Origin of the sequence: Streptomyces sp. NPDC059850, from assembly GCF_042731515.1 — a bacterium.
Classification (GTDB): Bacteria; Actinomycetota; Actinomycetes; order Streptomycetales; family Streptomycetaceae; genus Streptomyces.
The window spans coordinates 84,516-99,526 of sequence record NZ_JBHWJI010000026.1 but is presented as its reverse complement, the minus strand read 5'-3'; the positions used below and the strand labels follow the sequence as shown (position 1 = coordinate 99,526).

At 71.0% G+C, this 15,011-nt stretch carries 9 protein-coding genes; 6 read left to right on the top strand and 3 right to left on the bottom strand.

What is annotated here, in order from left to right:
- The first annotated feature begins 16 nt into the window (after window positions 1-16).
- From ACFV9T_RS22500 to ACFV9T_RS22480, 5 genes are all read left to right on the top strand, one after another.
- The gene (locus tag ACFV9T_RS22500) at window positions 17-1,357 is read left to right on the top strand and encodes an ABC transporter substrate-binding protein (RefSeq protein ID WP_385443079.1); all 1,341 of its coding nucleotides are present in this window, start codon (window positions 17-19) and stop codon (window positions 1,355-1,357) included.
- Window positions 1,358-1,402: 45 nt separating this feature from the next.
- Window positions 1,403-3,466, top strand: coding sequence for a beta-galactosidase (locus ACFV9T_RS22495; protein WP_385443077.1), 2,064 nt, complete (start codon window positions 1,403-1,405; stop codon window positions 3,464-3,466).
- 29 nt (window positions 3,467-3,495) lie between these two features.
- The gene (locus ACFV9T_RS22490) at window positions 3,496-5,538 is read left to right on the top strand and encodes an RICIN domain-containing protein (protein ID WP_385443075.1); all 2,043 of its coding nucleotides are present in this window, start codon (window positions 3,496-3,498) and stop codon (window positions 5,536-5,538) included.
- A gap of 118 nt (window positions 5,539-5,656) precedes the next feature.
- Window positions 5,657-7,555, top strand: coding sequence for a glycoside hydrolase family 9 protein (locus ACFV9T_RS22485; protein ID WP_385443072.1), 1,899 nt, complete (start codon window positions 5,657-5,659; stop codon window positions 7,553-7,555).
- An 86-nt stretch (window positions 7,556-7,641) separates the two neighbouring features.
- Window positions 7,642-8,979, top strand: a complete 1,338-nt coding sequence (locus tag ACFV9T_RS22480; RefSeq protein ID WP_385443069.1) for an NAD-binding protein — start codon at window positions 7,642-7,644, stop codon at window positions 8,977-8,979.
- A gap of 10 nt (window positions 8,980-8,989) precedes the next feature.
- Here ACFV9T_RS22480 and ACFV9T_RS22475 read toward each other — a convergent pair whose 3' ends face one another.
- The 3 genes from ACFV9T_RS22475 to ACFV9T_RS22465 all read right to left on the bottom strand — a co-directional run bounded on the left by ACFV9T_RS22475 (window position 8,990) and on the right by ACFV9T_RS22465 (window position 13,040).
- Window positions 8,990-10,969 (bottom strand): phosphatase PAP2 family protein, encoded by a 1,980-nt coding sequence (locus tag ACFV9T_RS22475; RefSeq protein ID WP_385443067.1) that lies wholly within the window; start codon window positions 10,967-10,969, stop codon window positions 8,990-8,992.
- Between the two features lie 64 nt (window positions 10,970-11,033).
- Entirely contained in the window at window positions 11,034-11,675 is a 642-nt protein-coding gene (locus ACFV9T_RS22470; RefSeq protein WP_385443065.1) for a YceI family protein, read from the bottom strand.
- Between the two features lie 186 nt (window positions 11,676-11,861).
- Window positions 11,862-13,040, bottom strand: a complete 1,179-nt coding sequence (locus ACFV9T_RS22465) for a PucR family transcriptional regulator (RefSeq protein ID WP_385443062.1) — start codon at window positions 13,038-13,040, stop codon at window positions 11,862-11,864.
- A 166-nt stretch (window positions 13,041-13,206) separates the two neighbouring features.
- On the opposite strand from ACFV9T_RS22465, the gene ACFV9T_RS22460 reads away from it, so the two are divergent.
- Complete coding sequence (locus ACFV9T_RS22460) at window positions 13,207-14,997, top strand: FAD-binding dehydrogenase (protein WP_385443060.1); 1,791 nt, start codon at window positions 13,207-13,209, stop codon at window positions 14,995-14,997.
- Window positions 14,998-15,011 lie beyond the last annotated feature (14 nt).

The following is a 15,011-nucleotide window of genomic DNA, read 5'->3' as shown; positions in this document are numbered from 1 at the left end:
AGTGGAAAGCACGCCCATGCCCAAGAACGCTCGCCGCCTGCTGCGCGGCATCGCCCTGGTCTCCGCCCTCACCCTGGGAGCGACCGCCTGCGGTGGCTCCGACGACAGCGCCGCCGAACAGAAGCCGGTGTCCGCCAAGGACATCGACGCGGCCCTGAAGAAGGGCGGCACCCTGAAGGTGTGGGCCTGGGAGCCCACGCTCAAGAAGGTCGCCGACGACTTCGAGAAGGAACACCCCAAGGTCAAGGTCGACCTGGTCAACGCGGGCACCAACAAGGACCAGTACAAGGCCCTGCAGAACGCCATCGCCGCGAAGAAGGGTGTCCCCGACCTCGCGCAGATCGAGTACTACGCGCTGGGCGAGTACGCCCTGACCAAGGCCCTCGACAAGCTGGCCCCGTACGGCGCCGACAAGCTCGCGGGCAAGTACTCCCCGGGCCCGTGGAACTCCGTGAAGTCCGGCAAGGACGTCTACGCCCTGCCCATGGACTCCGGGCCGATGGCGATGTTCTACAACAAGAAGGTCTTCGACAAGTACAAGCTCAAGGTGCCGACCACCTGGGACGAGTACGTCGAGACCGCCCGCGATCTGCACAAGGCCAACCCCAAGGCGTACATCGCCGCCGACACGGGCGAGGGTGGCACCGCCACCAGCATGCTGTGGCAGGCCGGTTCCCGCCCGTACAAGGTCGACGGCACCAAGGTGAAGATCGACTTCTCGGACTCGGGCGCCGAGAAGTACACCGACACCTGGCAGAAGCTCCTCGACGACAAGCTGGTCGCGCCCATCACCGGCTGGACCGACGACTGGTACAAGGGCCTCGGTGACGGCACCATAGCCACCCTCACCACCGGCGCCTGGATGCCCGCCAACTTCGTCTCGGGCGTGAAGGAGGCCTCCGGCGACTGGCGCGTGGCACCGCTGCCGCAGTGGACGGAGGGCGACACGACCACCGCGGAGAACGGCGGCAGCTCCCTGGCCCTGCCCACCCTCGGCAAGAACAAGGAACTCGCCTACGCCTTCGCCGAGTACGCCAATGCGGGCAAGGGCGTGCAGACCCGCATCAAGGAGGGCGCCTTCCCGGCGACCACCGCGGACCTCGAATCCGACGCGTTCCAGAACACCGCGTTCCCGTACTTCGGCGGGCAGAAGGCCAACAAGATCTTCGCCGAGTCGGCCGCGAACGTCGGCCGCGGCTGGTCGTACCTGCCCTACCAGGTCTACGCCAACTCCATCTTCAACGACACCGTCGGCAAGGCCTACGTCTCGAACACCAAGCTCGCCGCCGGTCTGAAGTCCTGGCAGGACGCCTCCGTCAAGTACGGGGAAGAGCAGGGCTTCACCGTCGAGAAGTAACCAGCCCCCTCGCGCCGCCCCGTACGGTTCACCGGAAGGAACCCCATGATCTCCACCCTCCAGTCCCAGCCCCCGCACGGGACGGACGGTGACCCCACCCCACGCCTCGGCTACGGCGCGGACTACAACCCCGAGCAGTGGCCGCGCGAGGTGTGGGAGGAGGACATCCGGCTGATGCGCGAGGCCGGTGTCACCATCGTCTCCGTGGGGATCTTCTCCTGGGCCCGCATCCAGCCGGCCGAGGACACCTGGGACTTCGGCTGGCTCGACGAGATCATGGACCTGCTGCACACCGGTGGCATCGGGGTCGACCTGGCCACCGCCACCGCGTCCCCGCCGCCCTGGCTCACCACGGCACACCCGGAGATCCTCCCGGTGACCGCCTCCGGTGAGACGGTGTGGCCGGGGGCGCGGCAGCACTGGCGCCCCACCTCGCCCGTCTTCCGCACCCACGCGCTGGGCCTGGTGCGGAAGCTGGCCGAGCGGTACGCCGGTCATCCGGCCCTGGTGGCCTGGCACGTCTCCAACGAGCTGGGCTGCCACAACATCTACGACTACTCCGACGACGCCGCCCGCGCCTTCCGCGACTGGCTGCGCTCCCGCTACACCACCCTCGACGCGCTCAACCACGCCTGGGGCACCGCGTTCTGGTCCCAGCGGTACAGCGCCTGGGAGCAGATCCTGCCGCCCCGGCTGGCCGCCTCCCACCCGAACCCCACCCAGCAGCTGGACTTCAAGCGCTTCTCCTCCGACGCGCTGAAGGAACACCTGCGCGCGGAGCGGGACCTGCTGCACGACCTCACCCCCGGCATCCCCGTCACCACCAACTTCATGGTGACGGGCGGCACCAAGGGCATGAACTACGCCGACTGGGCCGGTGAGATCGACTTCGTTTCCAACGACCACTACGTCCACCCCGGCCCGCAGGACCGCGACGAGCTGTCCTTCTCCGCGAACCTCACCAGCGGCATCTCCGGCCACCGCCCCTGGTTCCTGATGGAACACTCCACCAGCGCCGTGAACTGGCAGCCGGTGAACGTGGCCAAGCGGCCGGGCGAGCTGGCCCGGGACGCGCTGCTGCACGTCGCGCACGGCGCCGACGCCGTGTGCTTCTTCCAGTGGCGGCAGTCGGCGGCCGGGGCCGAGAAGTACCACTCGGCGATGGTGCCGCACGCCGGACCCGACAGCGAGGTGTTCCGCGCGGTGGCCGCCCTCGGCCGGACCCTGCGGACCCTCGCCCCGGTGGCCGGGACCGAACGCGAACCGGCCCGGGTCGGGATCGTCTTCGACTGGGAGTCGTGGTGGGCGAGCGAACAGGACTCCCACCCGACCTCCCGCCTCGACTACCGCCAGGAAGCGCTGGACTGGTACTCAGCCCTCCTCGCCCTCGGCATCCGGGCCGACGTCATCACGTCGCAGTCCGATATCGACCGGTACGAGGTGCTGATCGCGCCGGTGCTGCACATGGTCCCCGCGGCCCTCGCCAAGGACCTCACCCGGTACGCCGAGCAGGGCGGCCACCTGATCGCCACCTACTTCTCCGGTGTCGTGGACGAGAACGACCACGTCTGGCTCGGCGGCTACCCGGGCGCCCTGAGCGAGCTGCTCGGCATCCGCGTCGAGGAGTTCGGCCCGCTGCTCGACGGCGAGAGCGTCGACATCGAGTCCGTGTCCGGTTCGGATGAAACCGCCACCGGCACCCTGTGGACCGACCGGATCACCGTCACCGACGCCGAGGTGGAGGTGCTGGCCCACTACCGCAGTGGTACGTACACGGGCCGTCCCGCCGTCACCCGCCGCGCGGCGGGCGGGGGCTCGGCCGCGTACGTCTCCACCCGGCTGGGCCCCGGCGGCCTCGCCGGACTGCTGCCCGCGCTGCTCGCGCCCGCCGGGGTCCGCAGTGAACTGCCGGACGGAGCCCGGGGAAGCGTCGAGCTGGCGGTGCGCCACGGCGGTGGCAGCCGCTATCTGTTCCTGGTCAACCGCACCGATACGACGGTGCCGCTGACCGGGCTCACCGGGGAACCCCTGATCGGCGGTGCCGGAGACGGCGGCGGGCTCGTCCTGGCCCCCAGGGGTGTCGCCGTACTGCGACAGCCCGCGACCTGAATCGTCCGCACACGAGTTGGGAGCACACGTTGGCACGCCGTACCCGCACACGACGACTTCTGGGCACCATCGGAGTCACCGCGCTGGCCACCGGGGCCGCCCTGATCACCGCGCCACCGGTGACCGCGCAGGCCCCGGCGGCGACGGCCGACGCCGTCACGGTCTCACCCGACCCCTCGTACCAGGCGGAGAGATTCGAGGGCTGGGGCACCAGTCTGGTCTGGTTCGCCAACGCCACCGGCGACTACCCCAAGGAGATACGCGAGAAGCTGGCGAAACTCCTCTTCGGGGACAGCGGCCTCGCCCTCAACATCGCCCGCTACAACATCGGCGGTGGCAACGCTCCCGACGTCAAGGACTACCTCCGCGCCGGGGGAGCGGTCGAGGGCTGGTGGAAGGCCCCGGCGGGCACCACGCGCGAGGAGACCGACTGGTGGGACGCGAACGACCCGGCGCACTGGAATCCCGACGCCGACGCCACCCAGCGCTGGTGGGTCGACCGCCTCAAGAAGGACATCGACCACTGGGAGACGTTCAGCAACTCCCCGCCCTGGTTCATGACCGAGAGCGGCTATGTCTCCGGTGGTTTCAACGCCACCGACGAGCAGCTGAAGCCCGAGTCCGTCGATGACTTCGCCGCGTATATGGCGGGCGCCACCAAGCGGCTGGAGAAGGCACACGGCATCAAGGTCGACACCGTCGACCCGTTCAACGAGCCGAACACCAACTACTGGAGCACCCGCCTGGGAGCCGACGGCGAGCCGGTCGGCGGCCGCCAGGAGGGCGCGCACATCGGCCCGGAAGCCCAGCAGAAGGTGATCAGCGCACTGGCCCCGGCCCTGAAGAAGGCACGGACCGGTGCGCAGATCTCCGCGATGGACGAGACCAACCCCAGCATCTTCACGCAGAACTGGAACACCTACCCGCAAGCGGTGCGCGACCTCGTCGGCCAGATGAACGTCCACACCTATGGCACCGGCGGCCGCACCAGCGCGCGCGACCTCGCCAAGGCCGCGGACAAGCCGCTGTGGATGAGCGAGGTCGAGGGCGACTGGGGCGACGGCCAGAGCTTCACCGATATGCGGCCCGGCCTCGGCCTCGCCCGGCAGATGGTCGACGACCTGCGCGAACTGGAGCCCAAGGCCTGGGTGTTCTGGCAGCCCGTCGAGGACTACGACAACATGAAGCCCGGCGGCGAGTCGGCCAAGGGCGGCAACTGGGGCAGCATCCAGCTCCCCTTCAGCTGCACCTCGAAGGACACGCTCGAAACCTGCCCCATCCGTACGAACACCAAGTTCGACACGGCCCGCAACTTCACCCACTACATCAAGCCCGGCGACCGGCTCATCAAGACCGATGACACCTCCAGCGCCGCGGCCGTCGCCAAGAAGGGCGACGCGGCCACCGTCGTCCACGTCAACAGCGGCACGAGCGGCCGTACGGTCACCCTCGACCTGTCCAAGTTCGGCAAGGTCAGCCGCCACGCCACCGTCACCCCCGTGGTGACCAGCGCCGACGGCAAGCTGGAGCGGCAGGACGCCATCAAGGTGTCCGACAAGAAGGCCACCTTCGCCGCCCCCGCCCAGTCCGTGACGACCTTCCTGGTCAAGGGCGTGTCCGGGGTGGCGAAGGACGCCGCCGAGCTGCGCAAGGGCCACACCTACGAGCTGTCCGGTGTCCAGAGCGGCAAGGCGCTCTCCATCGCCGACGACGGCACCAAGCTCGTCATCAGGACCACGGACGCCGCCGCCACCGGCCAGAAGTGGCGGCTGCGCCAGATCAGCGGCGACACCGGCAACCGGCAGCGGTATGTGTTCACCAACCCGGCGGAAGGCAAGCGGCTGGCCGTCCGCGACGGCTCGCCGATAGCGGAGCCGGATCGCGGAAAGCGGGACAAGGCCACCCAGTGGATCATGTCGACCACCGGTGACGGCACCTGGACCCTGGTGAACGCGGCCACCGGCCGACTGCTGGAGGTCGGCGGCCAGGCCACCCACGACGGGGCCGCCGTCACCACGTACACCCCGAATTCCGGTGCGAACCAGCGCTGGAAGGTCTCCGATGTGAGCTGATGTTCGTAGAGCCCCGCCTCCCTCAATTGAGGGAGGCGGGCCTCGGTCGCTCGCGGGAGCCAGATTTCGACTAACCGTACGAAGCCGCAGGTCAAGCCCGCTTCCTAGGCTCTGAGGCATGGCTGAACACGTCGAACGAATCCCGCGCGCCCTGGGCGCGGCCATCGCCACGGCCGTCGCCGGGGGCCTGGCGCTGGGCGCCCTCGCCGCACCCGCCGCCGGGGCCGTGGACCACCGGGCCCGGCCGGGTGCCGAGAAGCCCCGCCCCCAGGTCCACACCGGCTCGCCGGTGCGGGTGAACCAGGTCGGCTACCTCACGCACGGCCCCAAGAAGGGCACCGTCGTGACCGGCGCCACCCAGCCCCTGACGTGGACCCTCAAGACCGCCGACGGCACCAAGCGGGCGAGCGGCACCACCACCCCCGCGGGCGTCGACCCCAGCTCCCGGCAACGCGTCCAGACCTTCGACTTCAGCAAGGTCACCGACGCGGGCGAGGGCTACACCGTCACCATCGGCGGGCACAAGAGCGAGCCGTTCACCATCGGTGACCAGCTCTACAGCGGGCTGCGCACCGACTCGCTGGCGTACTTCTACCACAACCGCAGCGGCATCAAGATCGACAAGGATCTCGTCGGCGCCCGGTACGCCCGCCCCGCTGGCCATGACAAGAACGCACCGCACGGCGGCGACACCGCCGTCCCCTTCCGGTCGGGCGGGTCCGAGTACCGGCGCAATGTGACCGGTGGCTGGTACGACGCCGGTGACCAGGGCAAATACGTCGTCAACGGGGGCATCTCGGTCGCCCAGCTGATGTCCGCCTACGAGCGCACCCGCACCACCCAGGGTGCCAGTGGCGACGCGCTCAGTGACGGCAAGCTGCGGGTGCCCGAGCGCGGCAACGGCGTCCCGGACATCCTCGACGAGGCGCGCTGGGAGATGGACTTCCTGCTGCGCATGCAGGTGCCCCGGGGCAAGCCGTACGCCGGTATGGCGTTCCACAAGATGCACGACAAGCGCTGGACCGGCTTCCCGACCCGCCCCGACCAGGACGAGCAGCCCCGTGTCCTGCGCCCGCCGTCCACCGCGGCCACCCTCAACCTGGCCGCCACCGCCGCGCAGTGCGCCCGGCTCTTCAAGCCCTACGACCAGGCCTATGCCGCGCGGTGCCTGGAGACGGCCCGGACCGCCTGGGCCGCGGCCAAGAAGCACCCGAAGATGTTCGCCAGCGACAAGGACTCCATCGGCGGTGGCGCGTACGGCGACCGCCACGTCAGCGACGAGTTCTACTGGGCCGCCGCCGAGCTGTTCCTCACCACGGGTGAGGACACGTACCGTACGGCGATCCTCCGCTCGCCGCTGCACGGCGACACCGACGCGCTCTTCCCGCGCGGCGGCGGGCTGTCCTGGTCGGCCACCGCGGGCCTCGGCGCGCTCGACCTGGCCACCGTGCCGAGCAAGCTCACTCGTGAGCAGCGCGCCGCCGTGCGCGCCACGGTGGCCAAGGCCGCCGACCGCTATGCCTCGGACTCCGCGAAGTCGGCCTACGGCGTCCCCTACGCGCCCAAGGGCGGCACGTACGAGTGGGGCTCCAACAGCCAGGTGCTGAACAACATGGTCGTGCTCGCCACCGCCGACGAGCTGACCGGCAAGACCCGCTACCGGGACGCGGTGCTGCGCGGCATGGACTACCTGCTGGGCGGCAACCCGCTCAACCAGTCCTACGTCACCGGCTACGGCGAACGGGACTCGCACCGCCAGCACCACCGCTTCTGGGCACACCAGCTCGACCGCAAGCTGCCGAGCCCGGCCCGCGGCTCGCTGGCCGGAGGCCCGAACGCCGGGCTGGAGGACCCGGTCTCGGCCAAGAAGCTGAAGGGCTGCGCCCCGGCGATGTGCTACACCGACGACATCATGGCGTTCTCCACCAACGAGATCACCATCAACTGGAACGCGCCGCTGGCCTGGGTGTCCTCCTACCTCGACGACGTTGAGCATATGTCTGATCAGCGGCGCTGACCCTGTGGCATCTGTTCATGGCGGCGTGTCCTTCTCGCCCCTAGCGTGTGCGGGCAAACGCCTAGGAGCGCCCGAGGAGGAGTCGGATGCGGGAGGAGCGGCACACCACCGACACGGCCGGTGAGCGGTACTTCGTCGTGATCGGCAGCGAGGTGGCGCGCAAGGTGTGCGGTTCCCTGCGGGCGGCCGGACACCGGGTGCGCCACTTCGCCCAGCCCACGGACGAGGAGCTGCGCCAGGCGCTGGACCGGGAGGTGGCGGGCGTCGCGATCCTGCTGGAGGAGGACGCCGAGTCGCTGCGCTACGCGCTCGCGGTGGAACACATCCACCCGCATGTCACCCTGGTGGTGACGATCTTCGACCGGACGGTGGCCGACCAGCTGGTGCGCGTCGTGCCGAACTGTCAGGTCACCTCCCCGGCCGACGTGGCCGCGCCGGTCCTCCTGGCGGGCTGCCTCCAGCCCGATCTGCTCGCGCTCACCACGACCCCCTCGGGCCACGCGGGCGCCCGCTGGGACGGGGACACCGTGCGCCTCCAGCCGTACCGGCCACCGAGGCCGCTGCGGTACCGGGCGTGGCTGGGGAAGTTCCGGGGGCAGCTGCGGCCGCACGACGGCAGTTCGCGGATCATGCTGATGGGTTTCGCCGGGCTGCTCGCCGTGCTGCTGACGGACTGGGTCTGGCTGGTGGCCCTGCACCACCGCACCCCCGTCGAGGCGTTCTTCGAGGCGGCGCGCACCGTTGCCGCCGTGGGCCCGGCGCTCGCTCACGGCTCGCACGCGTATCTGATGTTCTCCGGCCTCGCGATGCTCATCACCATCGTCTTCACCGCCGTCTTCACGGCAGGTGTGGTGGACCGGCTGCTGGCCCCGAGGGCGGTCGGCATCGTGGGCTCGCGCGCCGTGCCCCGGGGCGGCCATGTGGTCGTCGTCGGGCTCGGCCAGGTGGGGCTGCGGCTCTGCACCCAGCTGCAGGCCCTGGGCATCGGCGTGGTCGCGGTCGAGCGCGACCCGGCGGCCCCGAACCTCCGGCTGGCCAGGGCGCTGGGCGTGCCCGTCGTCGTCGCCGACGCCACGGACCGGTACGTGCTGCGCACCCTGCGCCTCGGGCGCGCCCAGGCGATGGCCGCGGTGGCCTCGGACGACCTCGACAACATCGCCGTCTCGGTGGCGGCGCTCGCCGTCGCTCCGGAGCTGCGCGTGGTGATGCGCGCCGGGGACCACGAGGCCATCGCGGAGACCCGCTCGCTGTTCAAGATCGGCCTGGTACACGACCTGGGCAGCCTGAGCGCCGCGTACACCACCGCGAGCCTCACCGGGCTGCGCCCGCGCGGGGTGCTGGCCCACGACAAGCGGCTCCTGGTGGAGCGGTCGGACGGGGCGTTCGTACCGTGGCCGCAGCCGGAGCGCTGCGGCCACGCCTGACCTCAGCGGTTCACGTCAGCCGTACGGTGAGGGTGTTGCGGGAGTACGACGGTATGGCCGTGTACGTGTGCCCCTCCGAGTGGACCCTGATGGTGGCGAACCGGCCATGCAGCCCGCCACGGGCGTGCAGCACCCGGATGACGGTGTGCCGGGCGGGGGAGTGGCGGCCGTCCAGCCGGATGCCGAGGACACTGCCGTGGCCGAGCACGGCGGAGCGGGCCACCGTGAGCGCGGGAGTCCCGCCGTCGCCGATGCCGGTGCCCGCCGCCACCTCCAGCGTGGCGCCGGAAGCCACGACGAGGCCCCGGCGCGCCCGTACGCCGCCCGGGGACGCGAGCCGCAGTGTCCCGCCGCCGTGGACGTGGACCTCGCCCGCGCCCAGCGCCTCCGGCGCCCCCGCGACCAGGGTTCCGGCCTCGACGCGGGTGCCGCCGCGGTAGCGGTTGCGGCCGGTGAGGGTCAGGGTGCCGGTACCGCGCTTGATGAGGCCGCCGTCGCCGGTGATGTCGTTGCGCCAGGCGTCGGCCGCGCTGAACCCGCCGTCGCGCGCGGCCATCTCCACGCGTACGTCGCGGTCGAAGGCCCCGTAACCGTCCGCCGCCGCGAAGAGGTTGAGCCGCCCCCACTGCTCGGGCCCCTCCAGCAGGGCGTAGCCGGAGGGCAGGGCGGTGGTGCGCAGCACCTCCCGGCGCTGGTGTGCGGTGAGATAGGGCAGCCGGGTCTCGATGAGCACTTCGGCGCCCTTGGGCACGGTCATCTCACGGTGTTCGCCGCCCCGGGGCAGGACGTACGTCAGGCGCGGGGTGAACGCCCGTGCGTTGGCGGCGCGATCGGCGTACGGGTCGGTGTCCGGGCCCGCCGCGTGCGCGTAGTCCCAGAGGGTGTCGGCCGTGGTGCCGGTCCGGGCGCGGAGGTAGTCGGCGGCCTGCCGCCGCGCGGCGGCCTTGAGCCCGGCGTTGGCCGGGTCGTACAGCGCGGCGGCGGCCAGCGCGGTGGCCATGACGCGCCCGCCGACGACATCGAGGGAGGAGTGCATGCCGGACACGACGCGGGTGTGGGAGGCCGCGGCGGCGTGGGTCACCAGCTCCTGGAACCGCTCGGGGATGGCGTATGCCAGCGCGAGCCCGGCCAGATACAGGGCGTTGGTGTGGCCGCTCGGGAAACCGCCGTCCTCGGACGGCTTGCCGCCGCGCTGCCGTAGCAACTGCGGGGTGACGGACACCTCGGACGCGTAGACGGGGAAACCGAAGGCGTCGGTGGCGCCGGTGGCCACGACCTCGTTGTGCTCCGTCATCCGCCAGGGCCGTGGGTACTGGAAGCCGAACTTGGCGGGGTTGCCCGACGCGTACGGGCCGCGCAGCGTCTGTACGAGCCGTACGACATCGCCCAGGTCCGAATCGGTGGCCCCGGCCCCGATGGCGGAACCGGCGGGCGCGCCGGGCGGCACGGCGTCCCCGACCGTGGTGTCCGGGGTGGTGTCCGGGGCGCTGGTGATGCTGGTGACGGCCTTGGCGCCGGTGCGGTAGATCTCGGTGAGCGGGCCGAGACCGGCGGTGGCCGCGTAACTCTGGTCCTGGCGGTCGTAGATGAAGGTTTCCCGGGCCTGCGCGTCGGTGCGCCGCGCGGTGAGGGCGATCGAGTAGCGCATGTTGGCGCGCAGCACGGCGGCCGCGCGCGGGGTGCCGTTGTCCCAGGCCGTGCCGGTGTGCCAGAGCCGCTGCACACCGCTCAGGACGCGGAGGACGGCGTTGGTCTCGGGGGTGAGGTTGGCGGTGGTGTTGGTCTTGTAGTCATCGACGAAGGACGTCAGCGCCCGCCCGGCGGCCTGCCCGGCCGCCCGCTCCGCCGCCCGGGCCGGTGGGCCCGTCAGGAGGGCTAACGCCGCCGGGGCGCTGATCAGCCCCGCCGGAACCGAGGCGGAACGCCGGAGGAAACCCCTGCGGTCCAGGGGGGATCCCGCGGACCGGCCGGGGGAGATACGCGCCGTCATGCTGCCCTCGCGATTCGTGTCGTAAGCGCTTGCGATGCGTTGACGCGAAGGAGTGTAGAGGCCGTCACCCGGCGGAGGGCGTGCGGATGGCCGCGATGTCGAACTGAAGGCGCACCTTCTCGCTCACCATGGCGCCGCCCTGGGCCAGTTTGGCGCTGTAGGTCAGGCCCCAGTCGGACCGGTTGATGGTGGTGGTGCCGTCGAAGCCGACCCGCTCGTCGCCGAAGGGGTCGGTGACGTGTCCGATGTAGGTCAGCTCCAGGACCACGGGGCGGGTGGTGTCCCGCAGGGTGAGGTCACCGGCCATGCGGTACACGTCCTGGCCCGCGAGCCGCACCTCGCGGCTCCGGAAGCTGATGCGCGGGAAGGCGCGTGCGTCCAGGAAGTCACGGCTCATGAGATGGGCGTCGCGCTGCTCGACACCGGTGTCGACGCTGGCGGTGGACAGCACGATCTCGGCGCGGGAGCGGGCCGGGTTGTGGCCGTCGAAGTAGAGGCGGCTCTCGTATTCGGTGAAGGCGCCGCGCACCGTGGTGACCATGGCGTGCCGGACGGAGAAGCCGATCCTGCTGTGCGCCGCGTCGATAGTCCACTCCCCGGTGAGCGCCGGCAGTCCGGAGCCCGGCTGGTCGGTGTGATCGGAGGCGGCAGGGGCGTCCTGGGCGGCCGTGGACCGGGGCGAGGAGTTGCGAGTAAAAAGTTTCATGGGGCATCTAGTTACTGCAAGGGTGAGTTTCGCTGCAAGTCCTGTTCTGGAACCAACCCGGGACTGCGCACGTCACCCTACCCCCCCGGGTCCCAATTCCCGGTCAGAGCCCGCCTTTTCGCGACGGGTCCGGCACCGGGTCTTCACATATAAACGGCGGGCGCGAATTTCTTCAAAAGATCTCCACTATCGATAATCCAGCCAGGTGGTCAGGGCCCACCACCAGTGCAGCGTGTCCAGCGGCCCGCCACGGCCGCCCGGCCGGGTGTCGGTCAGCGAGGTGCCGGTGATCTGCTGGAAGCGGCCGAGTCGGTAGCGGATGGTGTTGGGGTGGGTGAACAGGGCCGCCGCGGTCTGGTCCAGGCGACGGCCGTGGTCGAGGAACGTCACAGCGGTGAGCGCGAGTTGCCGGTGAAACGTGTCCGACGGGTCGAGGTCACCCAGGAGCCGGTCGCTCAGGTGCGAGCCCAGCAGCGGCTGGTCCGCCACGGCGATCTCCCCGGCGAAGTCGGTGAGTTCGTGCCATCCGCGCCGTCCCGCCGCCGCTCCGAGGGCCACGGCGCGTACGCAGAGCCGGTACAGCGGGCGTAACCGGTCCAGGGGAGCCGCCGGAGAGGCCACGACCAGGGCGGGCGCGGCGGGCAGGTCAGGGTCTCCGCCGTCCTGAGGCAGCCGGGCGCACAGGCTCACCACACGGCCCTCGACCACCCCGGTCACGCCGCGCAGCGCGGACAGTTCGCGCACCAGGCGGTGGGCGTGGCCGGGCTCGGTGGCCTCGGCGACGACACAGTGGTGCGGGGCGTGGCCGTCCTCCGCCCGGATCCCGGCGCTCGTCAACTCCTCGGCGCGGGGCGCGACTCCGTCGATCAGCACCTGCCGGAGCAGTCTGGTGCGGATTTCGTGTGTCTCGTGTGCCGGTCCCCGCTCCGCCGCGTGGTACCCGTTGATGACATGGCGCTCGATGGCGTCGCCGTACTCCTTCAGCCGGAGCACCACGGGCAGCAGCGCGCCGTCGGGCACCCCGGACATCCGGCAGCGGTCGACGCTGATCTCCACGGCCCGGGTGAGCGCGGCCTGCACACCCCGCAGTACGGCGGTCATCGGCACGCCCTGGCCCGCCCGGTCGGCGCCCAGCAGCAGGGCGGTGGTGAAGTCCTGTTCCTCGACCCGGTCGAAGGTGCTGAACCACGCACCCGCCGCGCGGATCATCGCGAGGACATGGGAGCGGGTCTCCGCCTCGGTCAGCCGCGCCACCTCGGGGGAGTGGGTGCGCGCCGCGCGCACGAGTTCGCCGCACACGTCCGCGTCGTCGGCCATGGCCAGCAGGATCTCGGTGACCGGCTCGCGCTCGTGGACGACGGCCATGCGCCCCTCTTCTCTGGCGCTGTCGCCGGGACACAACGAAGCGGTGACCGCGTTGGCGCCCAGCTACTACCGCGCCGCTGTGCCGACCTGATTTCCTGTGCGCTACCGACGGTAACAGCGCGGCCGTCGCGGTGACAGCCATCGCGTATCACCGGGAGGGCATCCCATGGAGAACCCCGTATCCCCGACGTCGCTCACCCGGCGCCGCGCCCTGACGGTGGCTGGCGGCGTGCTCGCGGCGGCCACCCTCGACCAGGCGGTCCCCGCCTTCGCGGCCGGGTCCGCGGCCGAGGACGCGGACGCGATCGTGGTCGGCCACGGGCTGGCCGGACTCGTCGCGACGGCGGAACTGGCGGCGGCGGGGCGCAAGGTGCTCCTCCTGGACCAGGAACCGGAGAGCAACATCGGTGGGCAGGCGTTCTGGTCGTTCGGCGGACTGTTCTTCGTCGACTCCGAAGAGCAGCGCCTGATGGGCATCAAGGACTCCCACGAACTGGCCTGGCAGGACTGGCTGGGCACGGCCGGATTTGACCGTGGCGTGGGCGATCCGCGCGGCCAGGACTACTGGGCGCACCAGTGGGCCGAGGCGTACGTCGACTTCGCCGGGGGCGAGAAGCGGTCCTGGCTGCACGGGCTCGGGGTGCGCTGGTTCCCGATCGTCGGCTGGGCCGAGCGCGGCGGCGGACTCGCGGACGGGCACGGCAACTCGGTGCCCCGCTTCCACGTCACCTGGGGCACCGGACCGGCGGTGGTCGAGCCGTTCGAGAAGAAGGTGCGGGCGGCGGTGGCGGACGGCCGGGTGGTGTTCAAGCACCGGCACCGCGTCGACGAGATCGTGACGAGTGGCGGCGCCGTGACCGGGGTACGCGGCGCGGTCCTGGAACCGAGCAACGCCCAGCGCGGCAAGGCCAGTTCCCGTACCGTGGTCGGCGACTTCGAGCTGCGCGCTCCGGTGGTCATCGTCACCTCGGGCGGCATCGGCGCCAACCACGACCTCGTACGGCAGAACTGGCCGGACCGGCTGGGCACCCCGCCCAAGCGCATGATCACGGGTGTCCCGGCGTACGTGGACGGCCGCATGCTCGCCATCACCGAGAAGGCGGGCGGGCGGATCGTCAACCCCGACCGGATGTGGCACTACACCGAGGGGCTGAAGAACTACGACCCGATCTGGGCCGACCACGGCATCCGGATCCTGCCGGGGCCGTCCTCGATGTGGTTCGACGCCAAGGGCAAGCGCTTCTCCGCTCCCGACCTGCCCGGGTACGACACCCTCAGCACCCTGAAGACGATCACCGACTCCGGCTACGACTACTCCTGGTTCGTCACCACGCAGAAGATCATCGCGAAGGAGTTCGCGCTCTCCGGCTCCGAGCAGAACCCGGACCTCACCAACAAGGACATCCTCCAACTCCTCTCGCGCATCTGGCAGACGCCCGAGCCGATCGAGAAGTTCAAGAAGAACGGCGTGGACTTCGTCGTCGCCACGACCCTGTCCGAACTCGTGCGCGGGATGAACAAGCTGACCGGGGACAACCTCATCGACCTGGCCGACCTCAAGCGGCAGATCGACGCCCGGGACCGGGAGATCGACAACCCGTACACCAAGGACGTCCAGGTCATGGGCATCCGTAACGCACTCGCCTACCCCGGGGACACCCTGAGCCGCACGGCCTCGGCGCACAAGATCATGGACTCCGGCGCCGGACCGCTGATCGCCGTACGCCTCAACATCCTCACCCGCAAGACCCTCGGCGGCCTCCAGACCGATCTGTCCGGCCGCGTCCTGGGCGCCGACGGCGAGCCGGTCCCCGGGCTGTACGCGGCGGGCGAAGCGGCGGGGTTCGGCGGTGGCGGGGTCCATGGCTACCGGTCCCTGGAGGGCACGTTCCTGGGCGGCTGCCTGTTCTCGGGCCGCCGTACGGGCCGGGCCGCGGCGGACGCCACCGCGACCTGACACCCCCGGTACAA

Coding starts and splice junctions, on each gene's coding strand:
- ACFV9T_RS22500 (WP_385443079.1), top strand. CDS start 17: ATGCCCAAGAACGCTCGCCGCCTGCTGCGCGGCATCGCCCTGGTCTCC.
- ACFV9T_RS22465 (WP_385443062.1), bottom strand. CDS start 13,040: ATGGCCGTCGTCCACGAGCGCGAGCCGGTCACCGAGATCCTGCTGGCC.
- ACFV9T_RS22460 (WP_385443060.1), top strand. CDS start 13,207: ATGGAGAACCCCGTATCCCCGACGTCGCTCACCCGGCGCCGCGCCCTG.
- ACFV9T_RS22470 (WP_385443065.1), bottom strand. CDS start 11,675: ATGAAACTTTTTACTCGCAACTCCTCGCCCCGGTCCACGGCCGCCCAG.
- ACFV9T_RS22475 (WP_385443067.1), bottom strand. CDS start 10,969: ATGACGGCGCGTATCTCCCCCGGCCGGTCCGCGGGATCCCCCCTGGAC.
- ACFV9T_RS22480 (WP_385443069.1), top strand. CDS start 7,642: ATGCGGGAGGAGCGGCACACCACCGACACGGCCGGTGAGCGGTACTTC.
- ACFV9T_RS22485 (WP_385443072.1), top strand. CDS start 5,657: ATGGCTGAACACGTCGAACGAATCCCGCGCGCCCTGGGCGCGGCCATC.
- ACFV9T_RS22495 (WP_385443077.1), top strand. CDS start 1,403: ATGATCTCCACCCTCCAGTCCCAGCCCCCGCACGGGACGGACGGTGAC.